Annotated in this window: 14 protein-coding genes; 3 read left to right on the forward strand and 11 right to left on the reverse strand. The window is 42.7% G+C overall.

The window, feature by feature from the left end; translation table 11 throughout:
• Positions 1-173 (reverse strand): hypothetical protein (locus tag Q0C15_RS02475; RefSeq protein ID WP_297215723.1); only part of this gene is annotated, 173 nt, incomplete at its 3' end.
• 4 nt (positions 174-177) lie between these two features.
• Entirely contained in the window at positions 178-1407 is a 1230-nt protein-coding gene (gene gatD / locus Q0C15_RS02480) for a Glu-tRNA(Gln) amidotransferase subunit GatD (protein ID WP_297215689.1), read from the reverse strand.
• 40 nt (positions 1408-1447) lie between these two features.
• Here gatD and Q0C15_RS02485 point away from each other — a divergent pair, with 40 nt between their 5' ends.
• Entirely contained in the window at positions 1448-2224 is a 777-nt protein-coding gene (locus Q0C15_RS02485; RefSeq protein ID WP_297215692.1) for a DUF72 domain-containing protein, read from the forward strand.
• Here the strand turns inward: Q0C15_RS02485 and Q0C15_RS02490 are convergent.
• The 7 genes from Q0C15_RS02490 to thsB form a co-directional block, all read right to left on the reverse strand.
• Positions 2202-3356, reverse strand: a complete 1155-nt coding sequence (locus Q0C15_RS02490; RefSeq protein ID WP_110641758.1) for an acyl-CoA dehydrogenase — start codon at positions 3354-3356, stop codon at positions 2202-2204. The two genes, Q0C15_RS02485 and Q0C15_RS02490, sit on opposite strands and share 23 nt — an antisense overlap.
• 531 nt (positions 3357-3887) lie before the next feature.
• Positions 3888-4880 (reverse strand): DNA primase small subunit PriS, encoded by a 993-nt coding sequence (priS, locus tag Q0C15_RS02495; protein ID WP_297215697.1) that lies wholly within the window; start codon positions 4878-4880, stop codon positions 3888-3890.
• 37 nt (positions 4881-4917) lie between these two features.
• On the reverse strand, positions 4918-8190 hold the full coding sequence (locus Q0C15_RS02500; RefSeq protein WP_297215700.1) for a S8 family serine peptidase: 3273 nt from the start codon (positions 8188-8190) through the stop codon (positions 4918-4920).
• 131 nt (positions 8191-8321) lie between these two features.
• Positions 8322-9353 (reverse strand): methionine synthase, encoded by a 1032-nt coding sequence (locus Q0C15_RS02505; RefSeq protein WP_297215703.1) that lies wholly within the window; start codon positions 9351-9353, stop codon positions 8322-8324.
• A complete protein-coding gene (locus Q0C15_RS02510; RefSeq protein WP_297215706.1) occupies positions 9350-10231 on the reverse strand; it encodes a hypothetical protein in 882 nt (293 codons plus the stop codon). Before Q0C15_RS02510 ends, Q0C15_RS02505 begins: the two co-directional genes overlap by 4 nt.
• 9 nt (positions 10232-10240) lie before the next feature.
• Positions 10241-11032: a methylenetetrahydrofolate reductase gene (locus Q0C15_RS02515; RefSeq protein WP_297215708.1), complete on the reverse strand. Its 792-nt coding sequence runs from the start codon at positions 11030-11032 to the stop codon at positions 10241-10243.
• Positions 11033-11208: 176 nt separating this feature from the next.
• Positions 11209-12846, reverse strand: a complete 1638-nt coding sequence (gene thsB / locus Q0C15_RS02520) for a thermosome subunit beta (protein ID WP_110641769.1) — start codon at positions 12844-12846, stop codon at positions 11209-11211.
• Positions 12847-13234: 388 nt separating this feature from the next.
• On the opposite strand from thsB, the gene Q0C15_RS02525 reads away from it, so the two are divergent.
• Positions 13235-13633, forward strand: a complete 399-nt coding sequence (locus Q0C15_RS02525) for an Lrp/AsnC family transcriptional regulator (protein WP_110641773.1) — start codon at positions 13235-13237, stop codon at positions 13631-13633.
• Here Q0C15_RS02525 and Q0C15_RS02530 read toward each other — a convergent pair.
• Complete coding sequence (locus tag Q0C15_RS02530) at positions 13620-14042, reverse strand: hypothetical protein (protein WP_297215714.1); 423 nt, start codon at positions 14040-14042, stop codon at positions 13620-13622. The genes Q0C15_RS02525 and Q0C15_RS02530 overlap by 14 nt on opposite strands.
• Positions 14043-14412: 370 nt before the next feature.
• Between Q0C15_RS02530 and Q0C15_RS02535 the strand changes: the two genes are divergently transcribed.
• The gene (locus Q0C15_RS02535) at positions 14413-15732 is read left to right on the forward strand and encodes an arginine deiminase family protein (RefSeq protein WP_297215717.1); all 1320 of its coding nucleotides are present in this window, start codon (positions 14413-14415) and stop codon (positions 15730-15732) included.
• On the opposite strand, the gene Q0C15_RS02540 is transcribed toward Q0C15_RS02535, so the two are convergent.
• The coding region (locus tag Q0C15_RS02540) for a hypothetical protein (protein ID WP_297215720.1) at positions 15686-15970 on the reverse strand (285 nt) is incomplete at its 5' end. The genes Q0C15_RS02535 and Q0C15_RS02540 overlap by 47 nt on opposite strands.

Below are 15970 nucleotides of genomic sequence, written 5' to 3' on the forward strand. Positions count from 1 at the left end.
CGCATACTCTCATACGATGCCGCTGCGTCTATGTTTCCAAGTTCGCTAGCCGATATATGCAATCTCCTGCTGAATCTGAATAGATCCGACTTTGATGATTCAACAGGGCATCTGCAGAAAAGTTTCCCCGTGTTCAATTGAAAATGAACCTCAAGACCTATCTTGATCTCCATATGCTCACCCCACCAGCTTTAGTGATTCAAATGGCTGGTCCCTCTCAAGGATCTCGCCTCTCATGTTCTTCCTGAACAGATCCACGAAGTCCTCATGAGGATACTGGCCAAGAAGATACATCGTTTTTACATAGGCAACCTCTGGTACCATGTCTCCCGCCTCGATCACGCCGGCGGATAGTAATTCCCTTCCTGTTGAGTATACATTCAAATTCGTTGATCCATATATGCATTGGGATGTCATGATTATATATGATCCATTCGATACAAACCTTTTCAGAACCGGTATGAGATCCCTTGCAATATGACCCAGGCCTGTGCCCATTATCACTGCAGCATGCTTCCCCTCGATCATATTCTCTAGGTCATCTGCAGATAGCGCTGGATGGAAATATATCAACGCCACCTTGTCATCCATCGTTGATCTGAATTTGATATTATCTGACACGTGCCGGTAGTCCCCAAGAAATCTTATAGATCCATCGTACAAACCAACCGGTGGCGTTCCTATGCTCTCAAAAGCGTCTCTCCTCGATGTGTGCATCTTCCTTGATCTCACAGACCTTATCAGGGAGACCATGCCATCGGAAGTGGATCTGTGCATAGATATTCCCACCTCTCCGAAATCGGTTGATGCAAAATTTATAGCTGCTTCTATATTTTCCCTTGAGTCAGAGCTTGGTCTATCTGAGCTTCTCTGGGAACCAACGAATATTATCGGAGTTCGACTTTCCTCAAACATGAATGCGAGCGCCGATGCCGTGTAACTCATGGTGTCGGTTCCATGCGCCACAACTATACCATCGGCTTTTCTGGATTCCTCTGCAACACGTTCGCCAATGGTTATCCAGTCAGAAGGCCTAAGATTCTCACTGAACTGATTCATTATGGGTTTCACAGAGATTGTGAACTTGGAGAGAATGTCAGAACCTCCGAATATCAATTCTGGATCTGAGACCGGGCTCACCGCACCTGTCTCGTAATCCACCCTGCTTGCTATGGTACCCCCAGTGGCAAGAACTGATATTTTCTTGCTGCCTGATCCCTTCTCTATCTCCTCCATCTTTCTTTGATTCTGATACTCAACATTTTTTCTCTCAAGAAATTCAATCTCGGACCTGTCAAACGTGAGATTGTATCCATTCGATGATTTTATTGTCACTAGATCGTTTAGCTCATTTATAACGAGACCGGAAATGATTGAATTCTTGTAGCGAAGAACAACTCTCTCCATGTCTGGTAATTTATTTATTCTTAAATAACTGTACTGTTGTATGAGGATACATGTGGGTTGTTCTGGATGGTCATACGATGAATGGGATGGTGTCTTCTATCCGGACCGCGTATCCGATAAGCTTTCATTTTATTCAATGGTATTCAATACTGTAGAAATAGATTCCACATTCTACAGGATTCCGGAGAGATCTACAGTAAAACGCTGGAGAAAGGTGATGGCCGGAAAACCCTTCACATTCTCTGTGAAAGTACCAGGAGATGTGACGCACGATTCCATATTCAGCGACCTTGGCACGGCTTGCAATATCTTCGGGACATTCAAAGAGATCGTTCTTGAGGAGCTTTCCAAAGACAATTTACTCGGACCGGTGCTCTTTCAGATGCCTCCAAGATTTGACGTAAATGACGCAGATCGACTGGAATATCTGATCAAGTGCGCTGGTATAAAAAATGCAGCTGTGGAAGTGAGGAACAGAACGCTCTATGAAAATAGCGATTTCAGAAAAATGATCGAGGGTCTAGGGGCGGTTATTGTTGACGTTGACAGCACCGAGAAGAGACTCCAAAGGATAGAGAGCAACCTTAGCTGGGCCTATGTCAGGCTCCATGGTAGGACGACCGGTGGCTGGAAAGCTGAAAACCCATTCGATTATAGATACACGGACGAAGAGATAAGGGAGATAGCTTCCAAAATAGAATCAGTAAAATATGATGACATTTTCGTCTATTTTAACAATCACCCACATGGAAGCGCTCCCGTCAACGCCATGATGCTCACTAGGATCCTTGGCATCAGTAATAACGCGTTTTTTTAAGGATCTCCTTTGCTATCACTATCCTTTGAATCTGATTCGTCCCTTCGTATATCTGTGTTATCTTTGCATCCCGCATATGTCTTTCAGCATCGAGGTCTGTGGTATATCCATAGCCACCGAACATCTGGAGAGCATCCGTCGTTACGCGCATGGCCACATCGCTTGCCTTCATTTTAGCCATTGCAGATATCTCTATGGTGTTTTCCTTGTTCTGCCATTTCTCTGCGGCAACGTATGTGAGGTATCGTGCGGCTTCTATCTCCGTGGCAAGGTCTGCTATCATGAACTGTATCCCCTCAAAATTCGCTATCTCCGTACCAAACTGCTTTCTCTGCTTTACATAATCTATCGCTTCAGCCAGAGCGTTCTCTGCTATTCCAAGTGCCTGTGCAGCTATACCAATTCTGCCAGCATCAAGAGTTTCCATGATGACCTTGAATCCCTCGTTCACATTTCCAACGACGTTTTCTGCGGGTATCTCCATATCTTCGAATACAAGTTCAACCGTGCTGGAACCCCTTATGCCCATCTTGTGTATATCTCTGCTTATCTTCAATCCAGGAGTATCTCGATCGGCAACAAACGCAGTTATGCCCTTATGCCTCTTTCCTGGATCAGTAACCGCATCAAAAACGAAGAAATCTGAAATCCTTCCGTTTGATATGAATATTTTATCGCCATTTACAATATATTTATCGCCCTTTCTGACAGCGGTACTGGATATACCGGCCGCATCACTACCTGCTCCAGGCTCAGTTATAGCTAGACCGCCAACGGATCCAGCCGCTACTTTCGGCAAATATCTCTTCTTCAGATCCTCCGATCCGAACATTATTAGCGGCTCTGCAAAGAGGGTGAGAGCCCCATCTAGGACTAGCGCGGTACTGGGGCATGCCTTGGATATCTCCTCTATAGCCCTCACAAGGAATGGAAAACTCATTCCATAACCGCCATATTCCTTGGGGATGTAGGTTGCAAAAAGGCCAAGCTCCTTCATCCTGTCTATTATTTTCTGAGGAACCTGCATCTTCTCATCAATTTCCCTTGCAAGCGGCTTAAGTTCATCCTCTGCAAATTTTCGCACAAATGAAAGAACCAATTCCTCTTCCTGAGCCATTCCGAAATTTGCCATAGTAGGGTATTTGATCCATAATATAACTTTGTTGCCAGAAATCATTGTCCGTGTATGCGATATATCATAATATTGAAGATATGCAGATTCATCTTTGTATAGGATTATAGTATATATGATCTATATGGAGTATTAAGGTTCAAATGACTAATTGAAGTTTGAAAGTTTCAGCGCGGCGATACATAGACTTACGGCAAATTAAGCGCTATAGATAGCTTCATAAATTGAACTATGCTATCCATCTGCTATAATGGATCAGTGTGATATTTGGCATATATTCATTACTATTCAATATATTTCAATGATCATTCCAATATATGATCGAGAAAGCTTCATGAATATGGCTCCAAACGCTATTTGAAGTGAGATTATAAACCCTGAAATAACGGGATATAGATTGATCATCGAAATATTGATTCAAAGATGCGATGACTCAACTGTTAAGGGATTTATATGGTATCATCCGAAGGTGGCAAAATATGGATTATGTCTCATGACCATTGAGCATTTGATCCATATTTTATAACGATATCATGGGAAAATAGCCCGTCCGGACGCGACGAGGTACACAGCCATAAACGTCCTTACCCTGTGTCTGCCAGGGATTTTTGGAGATTCAATTCCGCCAATCTCCACTGGCCTTATTTTTTCAGGCAGAACTATGTCATATTCTCCATCCATAAATTGTTCCGGTATGCATTCATCCAATGGTTCAAAGTCGCTGATATGTTCTAGCGGTATCTCCTTTACTATGAGACCACTCTTACCGTGCAAGGTATTGGGCATTCTTATTATCCTGTGTATATCGTAGGTGACCGGTGAATCGATGAGTACGGCATGATCCTCTCTGGCCTTCTTAATGGCCCTCTTCAGGATCGCATCTGTTATTGAACTGCTTGCATTCATCTCTCTGATCTTGCTGGCTATCACTGATGGCCATCCACCCTCGACTATCCTGAGTAGCTCCATGGACTTTCTCATGGCCGATTCGTCCAGACTGTTCCCAGTTATGTAATCGGTTATCTCGCGCCTGGCATCTGACGTGAGTCTGTAAACCTTATCGCTTGAGACATGCACATGATAGCCCCTGTTGCCGGAGAAATAAACTCTTATTGAGGATCTGGGAAAGCCAAAGTTATCTATTAAAAATTCTGATACCAGCCTATCCGTCTGATCCCTTATCCTTTCCAGCATCTGCGTCTGGGAAAGCTTCTCGGCTCCCGGAAGATGATCCGAATCCAGATCGAAGATCAGATCTGCACCTTCCCATTCCTTCTCTGGCATCTTCCTCTCGTCAGGTTTCTTATAATAGGCCGCCGAGCTATAAACGTGCATGGGGTCTGCTTCTCTCAGCAAAAGGTTCAGTTCGAATTTGTTGTTCACCCTGAGGTGTCTTATCACCTCACCGGTGAATGTCATATATCCGACTTCACGCTTGCTTATCAACTCTGGAGGATCTATAGTGTTCTCCGCGTAATATTTTCTAAACAGATCAATGAGTTTCTGCGAAACCAACCTTTTCATGCCCCCATTTTGCCATTATACTGCAGTACTTGGAACATTACCTCCTTCTCCTCATGAATATTGAGATCGCGAAATACACATAGATGAGGATGGCCGCCACTATGACAAGATTGAGACCAAGGTACACAGGATTGGAATATGACATCACCGTGACCTGGCTCTGGAAAAACTGTCCGTTGTTGAGCATGAGCACCTCCTGAATATAGTAGCTGTGTCCAGGGGTTGTACCAAGTATGAATAAGCTGTTCTGCGTCTGCTGCGAGATTAATAGCTTTTCAGGATTTGCCATGGACCTGCTGGTAGATATCAATATCTCGTATGTGCCGAAGTCCGGTCCGGTGTACGTGTTCCAGGATATATATGTGACATAGAAAAGAAATGGAAAAACGTTCAATATCTTAGGCGTGAATAAAGATAATGCAGATACATTCAACGGATAAAGATCAACGTTCAGATACAACGTTTCAGATGGATCACCGCTATAATTCATGACGGCGGTGCTGTAGATCGGATAGCTATAGGTTACGTTGCCAGTCCTGGTGTCAGAGAAGACTGTATAACCACCGCTGCGGTTTGTATATGCAAAGGTTGAATTCGTCTTTACGAGCACGCCGGGTATGGGAAACTTAAATAAACCGTCGCTTACATTTCCAGATATCCTGATCATCGGGATCGTTGGAACAAGATCTATCTGATCGAGGTATTCTTCTCCGGGCGACAATGATACGTTCGCAGAGTAATTATTGAATCCAGGTTTTGATACATTGAGTTCGTATGTTCCGGGATGAAAACTTCCAGTATAATGCCCATCGATCATTCTCAAAGGATAATTAGAAAGTGCGACGTTCTGTGGAGCCGGATATATGTCAAGGATCACGTCTGCATTTATCGGATACATAGTCTCATTGATCGTTGTGTTTTTAACTATGTCTCTTGTCTCAGTTAGGCTATAGAAGCTGTTGGATGACAGTATAAAGGTTAAATTTCCCTGCACAACTGGAATCTGTGAATTGTTTTTAACGGCAGCTGAATAGAAATGATCATATTTTATGAGGACTGTGGCTGGCGAATATCCGTATACAGGTTTGAAGATCAGCGTTAGACCGCTCATTCCCGGAATAGAGATATTTGCAGTTATATTTGTTCCATCATATGTTGTGTTGAATTCGAGGTTCATAGCGCCGTAGGTTGTGAATGGCATGCTGACTTCTTTTCCATCAAGATAGAATTGGGTCTGAGCGCTATTGTTGAGGGACAGATACAGTTTGGCCGGAAGCGCCATAGCAAGCCTGTACTCAATGAATGGTCTATGGATCGATCCTTCTATTACATTATGTACATAGGAATAGGATCTTTCAGCCATAAGACTTCCATTCTTTTCTATGGCGATAGAAAGGGAATCATAGGATGATCCGATTCCTGAATAACGTAGCTGCACGGCACTGAAATTTCCATAACCTCTTCCATCTATCATGAGATGATCAATGAATATCCTTGGTGCACTGAGATTATCCATAGCACCAACCATCTCCACGCCTGTGACCGGTCTCATTATTCCTAGGTTCGCGAAAAACATATGGTATGTGAAATTCCTATTTCCATATTGTATGGTAATATTATTGAATGAATTAGCATATAAACCGACGAAGACACTGCCCGTCTTTATGGGGGCTGCATTTGCCTCGTATGAAATTCCATTTTCAGCAGTCATTAGGGCAATGTATGATCTGTTCGTATCATTCATCACGCCCGCGAATATATAATTAGAGGCATTATAATAAAAACCTACGTATGGATACGTTGAATTGCCATCTGAGACGGAGAATTCAGCAGACACCGATGAAACCGATGCATTGAAGAGGTACATTGAACCATACGGTTCCATCGTTGCGAGGCTGTCGTTGAGTAGATTCGAGACTATTGGCGTTCCGAGACCAGTCACAGGATTCCAGCCTGGTCCGGCGCTATAATAGCCATTTGAGCCGGATGTCACTTGTGTGAAAGCATTTGTGTAGAGCTTTGTGTTTGATATCTGATACAGGAGAGGATTGACCAGCCCAAGCGATCTATTGCTAGCCTGATCCATTAGAGCCACTATCCCCGCCCACAGAGGGGCGGCAAGACTTGTACCCCCAGCATCATATGCCCTGGCATCTGATATCATCAGTACACCCGTATTTGGATTTGCTATCATAGATACATCCGGTACCCCTCTATAAGGCGAACTGTAGTTTGGCGGATCCTGCCAGACTGGCCTCATGAAAACAGAACTATATCCTCCGCCGCTTCCGTAACTTTTGCCACTTGACATGCCGCCCCAGGCAGATTCTGAGAATTTTCCATTGAACGCAAAGAGTGATACTCCTCCAACAGAGAGAACATATGGCGATGATGCTGGGAAGTTCACTGTGAGGTTGCTTGTACCGTCATATGCGCCATTATCGCCAGAAGCGGCCACTATCGTTATGCCCTGTTGGCTCGCCTCTTGATATATAGAATCCATCGCAATTATATCGGATTTAGGAACCTGACTCTCAGCTATACCCCAACTGAGAGAGATAACATTAGGCTTGACGTTGTTTATCATATAATTGAGCGCAGACGTCAATGACGATACGGTATCGTTATTCGCTATTACCAGTACAATCCTGGCATCTGGGGCTGAAACATGCGCCCATTCAACATCCAGGCTTGTTTCCTCAACCCAATGCTCATCGACATTAAATCCCGTGAAATTCAGGTATATGACGCTCAGATTAACGGGTGGAAGCCCGGTCATGTGGTCGAAGGCGAATATGTCGTAGTTCAGGTTTGGATCCCCGAACGCATCGACTATTCCGATCGTCTCTCCCTTCCCAGTTAAGCCGCTAGAAAACGCTGGAATATAGCTGTATGCCTGATATATCTGATTTGGATAGTAGACCAGGGCGTTTGACTGCTGCATGGGCACTGCATCTATATATGGGGTGGCGGTTAAATTCTGAGGCATGCTGATGTAACCAATATCAAAACTCTTCAATATGCCTGCAAGTTCAGAAAATTCCGAATTGGATAATCCTGAGACTATAAGATAATTACCCATTTTATGAAATTTCAAATCCATTGATCTGAATATACTAAAAGATAAACCGCTGTAATTGACTATAATTATATTATCAGCCTTATTATAATTAACGGAAGTGATATTATAATCGCTGACATTCATATCATTGGATCTCACATATGCATTGTCAGTACCGTTCAGATAATATGCATATGACGAGAACAGAAGAACCGCGATCATCGTCAGTACCATAAGTTTTATAGACAACTGCATTAAACCTCATATTACAAATATAGTTAATATTATTATCGTATTTTCAAAGAATTGTTTGATGCGTGTTGATCTAACTCAGGAATCCGCGAAAATATGAAAAATGTTGTTTTAAAAAATTTATCCATCTACAGATTTTTCAGTACGTTGTTCCTTGCGGCTACCATATTCCTAAGTTTCTGTTCTCCTATCTCCCTGCTCCTGGTTCTTAGGCCGCAGTCTGGATTGATTCTCACGATCTCCGGATCCTTGATTATCTTCAATGCATAGTTGATTCTGTCTTCTATCAGTTCCACCGGCTCAACGTAATCTATGTGTACGTCCGTTACTCCTATGCCTATGAATTTCCTCCTCTGAAGGCTTTCATTGATCTCGGTGAAATATTTCAGATCGTTGAATCCTGGCCTCTTCTCATCGCTTAATCCACGCTCCAGAAGGTCTCTGTTTGAATATTCCAGATTGTATCCATCAATTTTGAGATCTGGTATCCTATCGTATAGCAATCTATAGTCCCTGCTGTAACATACATGCATGCTTATTTCGCCATCTATACCCTCCACCGACCTGTTGATGGACTCAACAACTATATCCATCTCATCAGGATGCGTGGTCGTCGCTGGCTCGTCTATCTGGATCTCAAGTTTACGTCCACCCGAAACCTTATCCCATGTACGCTGTATGTCCTTCAGTTCTTCGTTTATTATTCTTGCAAACTCCATAGCAAGATCTTCTCTGCTCTCATAGTAATCGTTGAATGACCACTCCATCATGGTGTATGGGCCTGTTATTGGAACCTTTAGAGGTCTATCGGTCGATCTCGCCACGAAATTGACCTCATCCACATGGAATGGTTCTCTCCTTTCGAGTCTGTCTATGGCAGATCCTTTCCTGTAGTAACGATTATCGAAGGAACGAACCATACCATAGAATATTATTCCCTTGATGCGTTCTGCCGGATGCTCATACATTTCCCAGCGAAACATCTCGCCTCCTATTCCGACATTGTCAAGGCCAGATCTTTCGAATACCTCAAGCGTTTCCCTTGTGGCTTTTTCAGCAAGCTCTTTGAATCTTGGAGTACCCTCAATCTTGTGAAAATCTCTGGCGAGATATTCTGGTTTACGAAAACTTCCAATCTCCTGAGTTATCAGTTCCTTCATGCCGTATCACCCATCTTTCCAAGCACCTCTACCTTTATATCTGCTATCTCTCTGGGCAGAAAGTCCATATAATCATCATGCGTGATGAGATCCACGGAATCATCCATCTTTTTCTCAATTGAAGCGCCTTCTATCTTTGTTTTATGGGCGCTTACAGCCTTTATGCCTAGGCTGTCTGAATAATTGAGCAGATCCCTGTCGACGCCATCAGCCACCAACGCTTCAAATTTGTGTTTCAAGCCCTTCAGGTTCTGTTCCTTCGGGATTCCTCTGGCAATTAATATAACACCAGTTGACTGGAGAAGCGGATCAAGATAGGATATGTTGTGCTTTCCATAATCAAAGACATCGAAAAGCACAAGCTTTCTCCCACTAAAAGCCTTTACTATCTTTATGTATTCATCCACCAGCGATCTAAGTAAAACATCCTCTCTAAGATCGGCCTCCAATCTTGACATCCTAACTAATGAATATGGAGAAGGTAGAAACAGCAACGATTTTCTGTCAAGCTGATATGCAGGCAGCGGTGGATTTTCTTCGAGCTGTTCGAACTTTGTCAGATCCTTGAAAATACGCGGAATCCCATAAAACTCAGGCATTCTGTAGAACGTATTAGTTTCAAGATATCTGGTGAGCGGACCGAGCTTCACATTCTCCATAGATAGGACAATCGGTCTGAGTATGTCGTACCAGTTAAACAGCGGATCCGTATATATCTCTATCCCGGATCTCTCCATCATTTCGTAGAACGCATACTTTTCCTCTCTTATGATCTCGGAGAGATCTTCTGTCTTGATCATGCCTCTCTCCCATCTATTATAGCTTCGCCTCAATTTCTCGCTTCTTGGATAAAGCCCATAAACAAGTGTCTTCAACATATAAACACCTCAGATAGTCTCAAGTATCTGTGCGGCAACCTCGTTATGCCCGAGCGGCATAATATGGATACCGTCTACATATTCTTTTACTTCGTCAAATACCTCGGTTATTATCCTGACGCTGGTGGATACGATATCATCACTGTTCAGAAGACGTTCTCTTATCTCCTCCGGTATCATTATACCAAGATTTTGGGAAAACTTGACCTGACTCTTCTTGGTCAATGGGAGAAATCCAGCAAGGAGCTTGAAGTTTCGCCTTCTTATCCATTCCTTCTGGAGGTATTCTGGAGAATATATGGCCTGCGATATGAAGAAATCAGCGCCAGATTTCAGCTTTGCACCAACTATCTCCTGCTCCACTTCTCTGTACGGGTTGAGGGCGGCCCCAACTGTGGTATTCTCCCTGCTCTTCACCATCTTCATGATTTCCATGACATCTATCTCCCTGACCTCTCTAGACTCATATTTCGGATTTATGGGATCGCCGCCTATGGTGAAAAAATTTCTGATACCCACCTTTGCTGCAGTTTCTATCTGCGAAAGTATGTAAACCCTGTTCTTGTCTCTAGGAGTTATATGCGGAATTGGGATTATATTTCGCTCACTGGAAATTATGTATAATGCCATTATTGGGTCTATTCCAGGACTTCCACGTGGATTTTCAGGGCATGTCAGTGCATTAACTCTGCCATCCAGCATATCTGCGGCTTTTAGTAGATCTTCTGTACCGGATTCCCTTGAGGGGACTATCTCCACCGATTTGACGAAGTCTATGGATTTAATACTGCTGGAGAGCATATCTTTCCTCCTATTCAGCATTGCAAATAAAGTTTTCTTACTAAATAATTACCAATGGTAATCTGTTATTTCTAATCGATGGAATGGCCTCAGAATTTCTCAATACCAGGAGTTTCAAAAATAAAATAAAAAATGAATGTATGAAGGGCGATAAAAATAATGCCAGACCAGCTATCTCAGTATTCTGGCATGCCGCCGCCCGGCATTCCCTGGCCCTGGCCACCTTGACCAGATGGCGGAGTGGATTTCTTGCTTGCAATCACATCGTCGATCCTGAGGATCATCGTTGCCACTTCGACCGCGCTTTCGAGGGCATGCGTTTTGACCCTGAGCGGATCTACGACACCCTTCGCCTTCATGTCGCCAACGCCGTTGTTGTCAAGATCCACACCCATAGATATGTGCCCTTTCTCGTGCTCAGCCTTCAGCTTTATGAGGGTATTTATCGGGTCTATTCCAGCGTTCTCAGCCAGAGTCCTCGGTATTATCTCCAGTGCCTTGGCGAAAGCCTCTATTGCGAGCTGCTCTCTGCCTCCCACGCTGTTAGCATACTTGGCCAGCCTCATGGCAAGCTCGGCCTCAACAGCTCCTCCACCCCAGAGGAATTTTCCGTCCTCCTTGGTTATGGCAACGACTCTTATGGCATCGTTGAGGGCTCTCTCAACCTCAGAGACAACATGATCTGTTCCTCCCCTTATGAGTATGCTGACGGCCTTTGGATTCTTGCAGCCCATCACAAAGGTCATTCTGTCATCGCCAATCTTGCGCTCCTCAACGGTTTCAGCCTCGCCGAGGACAGATGGCGTCAGGTCATCCAGATCTGTTACGATCTTTGCACCTGTGGCCTTAGCCAGCTTCTCCATGTCACTCTTTTTAACTCTGCGAACAGCGTATATGCCTTCTTTTGCAAGGTAGTGCTGTGCAACATCGTCTATACCCTTCTGGCAGAGCACGACATTTGCGCCGCTCTTCTTTATCTTCTCAACCATCTGTTTGAATGTGTTTGTTTCCTGGTTCAGGAAGTCCTGTATTTTGCTTGGATCTGATATCTGTACCTTTGCCTCAATCTCAGTCTTCTTTATCTCCAAGGCCGAGTCTATGAGGGCTATCTTCGCATTCTTGACAACATCAGGCATCTTGGAGTGTACCTTTTCCTTATCGATGACTATTCCGCTTATGAACTGAGTGTCGTTGACACTTCCACCATTTTTCTTGTCTACCTTTATGTTTGCAGTGTCAACTATTGTCTTACCGTCCCTTACCTCAGCAACAGCATTGACCGCTTTGACAACCAGATCCGCGAGGAAATCATTTGATAATCCTGTGTTCTTGCCGGAAAGGGCTGTGAGGGCGATCTTTCTCAGCGTTGCATCATCCGTTGACTTCTCGGCGATCTCATCTATTATTTTTCTTGCCTCATTCACAGCAAGCCTGTATCCGTTGGAGATCACCGTTGGATGAACGCCCTGATCGAGCAGCGTTTCAGCCTGTTTCAGAAGCTCTCCAGACAGGACAACTGCAGTAGTCGTACCGTCACCGACAGCTGTATCTTGGGCTTTAGACACTTCCACTATCATCTTGGCTGTCGGGTGTTCTACATCCATTTCCTTCAATATCGTAGCACCGTCATTTGATATTATTATGTCTCCGATTGAGTCAACAAGCATCTTGTCCATGCCTTTTGGACCAAGAGTTGTTCTGACAGCATCGGCAATGGCCTTTGCTGCTTCAATATTGTTTCTCTGTGCATTCTTACCCTGTTCTCTCTGGGTACCTTCTTTCAGAACTAGAATTGGAACCTGTCCCGTCATCATATTGCTTATCACCTAGCAAACGGATAAATATGTTCTTCAATATAAACTTTACTAAAGATCCCATAAAGATACCATGCCTTATTTATCGCATTATTCGTGTGTACTATCGTTCAAGCTTAAAAAGACTTTCTGCTTTATGAAATGACCTCTAGCTGTACTCACATATTCCATGAAAATCAGAAATTTCCATCACCTGCCACACATTCCGGATGCATTATATCTGATTTCATCAATATTTTTTAATGAACGTCTATGCATTTTAATTCCTATCAATGGTTGAATTGCGTATCTTCAACTTATAGATTGCAAAATATGAGAAACAAAATCTTCGATCTATGCGCTTAACTTTATAACCGCATAGTTAAATTTTTAATTGGAGAGGAATTATATGGTCGTGGATCAAAAAGACAGAGACATTCTCAATCTGCTGATGGATAACGCGCGAATAAGCAATACAGAGATAGCTAAAGTCTTGAATGTGTCTGAAGGAACCGTTAGAAAACGTATCAAAAAGATGATGGACGACGGGATCATAAAGAGATTCACGGTAGAAACGAGCGATGATACTATAGATGCCCTAGTACTCGTAAAAATAGATAATAAAAGGTACAAGGATGCACTTCAGAAGATCAAAAGCAGATTTAGAGAGGTTTATGAATTCAGCGGTAAGATAGATGTTGCGATACGGATAAGAACAGACTCGACGGACAATCTTAACAGGATTGTAGATCAGATCAGGGAGCTGGATGGTGTCCTCGACACCGATACATTGATCAGGTTACAATAACTTTCTCTACCCCCATATAAGGAGACTCCCTGCTCATGAGATATTTTTCTACGCTCATGTTCCTTTTCGAAGCCTCTTCAATGATTCTGCTGGCCTCAGGGCCGGAGATCCTTATATGATGTCTGATATCCAGGCATAGATGGCTGTTGAAGAATATTTCTATGGATTTCTGATCCGAATGTTTCTCAACCGATCCTTTAGATTTTCTCTTTAAAATTTCCACATATTCTGCTTGCCTGAATCTTGTGTATTTTCTAACATATTCTGATATGGGGATATTCAGCTTTTCACTTCCTGAGATTATATTCTCAGCCATATTGCCATACAATCTGTAAATTGATCCATTCTCCATCACTATTTTTAAAATACTTTCATCGTTGATGCTGTCCATCATCCAATCCGTCTCCACATCATAATGGTTTCCTTATTGATGAGTTCTTTTGATCATGCATATATCGTGATGTCTATAGTCTGATGTTCCAACTGTGCCAATTCAACTCTTATAAGTCTTGCAGAGTTTATATTGGAAATTTACATTGAAGAAACTCCGCGTATTTCATCGCTTAAGATCTGAGTTTTGTAATCACTCCCAAATCCCAACGACTAAGCTCAACTTCAATATCTGACCTCTATGCCTCATCACAGAATAGTTTAGGGTGTACAATCCTTCAATCACGGATGTAAACCTTAACACGATATGACTGTGCTAGATTACTAATACCTCGTAAGTATACTGATTCATGCGTTCTCGGGCTGAATGGTATCCATTGAAAGAAGTGATGATACATAGGCCTTCCATAGAAATCGAATATGCCATGCTTGCTCCAAAGCCTTTTTTGTTCGAACGGGCATTCAATGTGGGAAAGGCTATTAGGGAACATCGGCGGCTGGAGGAGATATTGGAAGAGGAGGGTGTAAGGGTTAGGAGACTGGAAGATGAGATAATAGAACATGCAGAAAATTCCACCGAATTCAGGAGAAAGCTTATAGAATACATACTTCAGAACGTCCATTTCTATGGAAAGATGGATGAAGTAAGATCTGCCATGCAGGATCTTCAAAGAAATTTAGAAAAACTAGACAGTTCCACACTTTTTGATTATATGGTCCTTGAACCCTCCATTGATCTGAAGACCGATTATGAGAACAGAGCAGTTTATCCGACCGTTTACTCAAATATTCCACTTGCAAATCTATATTTCATGAGAGATCAACAGGCCGTTGCTGATAAAGGTATGATCATTGGCAATATGAAACGAGATCAGAGAAAGAAAGAAACCGAGATCACCGAATTTTTCTTCAAAAATGCGATGGGGGAAACAAATATTTTTAAGGTTCCACAGAGTTCACATTTCGAAGGGGGCGATTTCATGCCGGCGGACAGTTTCAGTCTGATCGGCGTGGGGTTGAGAACTGATCTGAATGGCGCCTTCTCCGCTATGAATTCGGGCATGATCACAAGCGATGAGGTTGTTATAGTAGAAAATCCGAAATACGAATTCTCTAAAGGAGATAATATGGTGAATATGCACCTTGATACCTATTTCAATATAGCTGGTGATGGAATAGCTGTGACATCCATGTACCTGGCATCACGCGCAAAAGCAACGATATACGGAAGAGCTTCATCAGGAAATTATGAAAAGGTAGGTGAATCGACCCTGCTTGATTATCTTAAATCAAAGAATTTCAACATAATTGATCTTAGCATACCGGAACAACTGGCCTATTCTTCAAACTTTCTCACCGTCAGAGACAGACGAATAATATCGGTTGAGGTCAAAAGCGTTGTGAAAAGATTAATATCAGATGGCGCCTTCGATGCGGTAACGGAGAATATAGTCAGGCAAGAGCTTTCCAAAATGTCCGATGGGATCTTTCCTGACAGGAGAGACGTTTCATCGGCAGGAATTGAATATATCAATGCCGATAAAAGAGGAAAAATTAAAATCTTTATTCCAGGAAAAAACAAGAATAAAAAAGATGCCAAAAATATCGGATCTGAATGTGAAGTTTGTAGAGAATTAAACCTTGTTCAGATAAAAGAAAAAATTAAATTAAAGTATATGTTATTTTGGTTTCTATCGTGTCATTTTTAGTGATTTCTGGCTTTAGTTTGATTCCATAGTTAATAGTTGAACGGATATAATTACTAGAATAATTATATAGTATTATTGATGGAATGCTGTTAAATTTCATTAAGACCGCACTAGCAAGCATCAATAAGAAATTTTTCTGATTTATGGCAAATACATGTGTTATCGATTTTGGGTCAAAATGCGTAGATGCTATTTCATTATATTTTTCATAAAATGCTTTATCAACCACCTTTCTTTC

Source organism: Thermoplasma sp. (assembly GCF_023256435.1).
Classification (GTDB): domain Archaea; phylum Thermoplasmatota; class Thermoplasmata; order Thermoplasmatales; family Thermoplasmataceae; genus Thermoplasma.

Excerpts from the sequence above, each read along its gene's own strand:
- gatD (WP_297215689.1), bottom strand. The coding sequence starts at position 1,407 with ATGGAGAGAGTTGTTCTTCGCTACAAGAATTCAATCATTTCCGGTCTC.
- Q0C15_RS02485 (WP_297215692.1), top strand. The coding sequence starts at position 1,448 with ATGAGGATACATGTGGGTTGTTCTGGATGGTCATACGATGAATGGGAT.
- Q0C15_RS02490 (WP_110641758.1), bottom strand. The coding sequence starts at position 3,356 with ATGGCAAATTTCGGAATGGCTCAGGAAGAGGAATTGGTTCTTTCATTT.
- priS (WP_297215697.1), bottom strand. The coding sequence starts at position 4,880 with ATGAAAAGGTTGGTTTCGCAGAAACTCATTGATCTGTTTAGAAAATAT.
- Q0C15_RS02505 (WP_297215703.1), bottom strand. The coding sequence starts at position 9,353 with ATGAAGGAACTGATAACTCAGGAGATTGGAAGTTTTCGTAAACCAGAA.
- Q0C15_RS02510 (WP_297215706.1), bottom strand. The coding sequence starts at position 10,231 with ATGTTGAAGACACTTGTTTATGGGCTTTATCCAAGAAGCGAGAAATTG.
- Q0C15_RS02515 (WP_297215708.1), bottom strand. The coding sequence starts at position 11,032 with ATGCTCTCCAGCAGTATTAAATCCATAGACTTCGTCAAATCGGTGGAG.
- thsB (WP_110641769.1), bottom strand. The coding sequence starts at position 12,846 with ATGATGACGGGACAGGTTCCAATTCTAGTTCTGAAAGAAGGTACCCAG.
- Q0C15_RS02525 (WP_110641773.1), top strand. The coding sequence starts at position 13,235 with ATGGTCGTGGATCAAAAAGACAGAGACATTCTCAATCTGCTGATGGAT.
- Q0C15_RS02535 (WP_297215717.1), top strand. The coding sequence starts at position 14,413 with ATGATACATAGGCCTTCCATAGAAATCGAATATGCCATGCTTGCTCCA.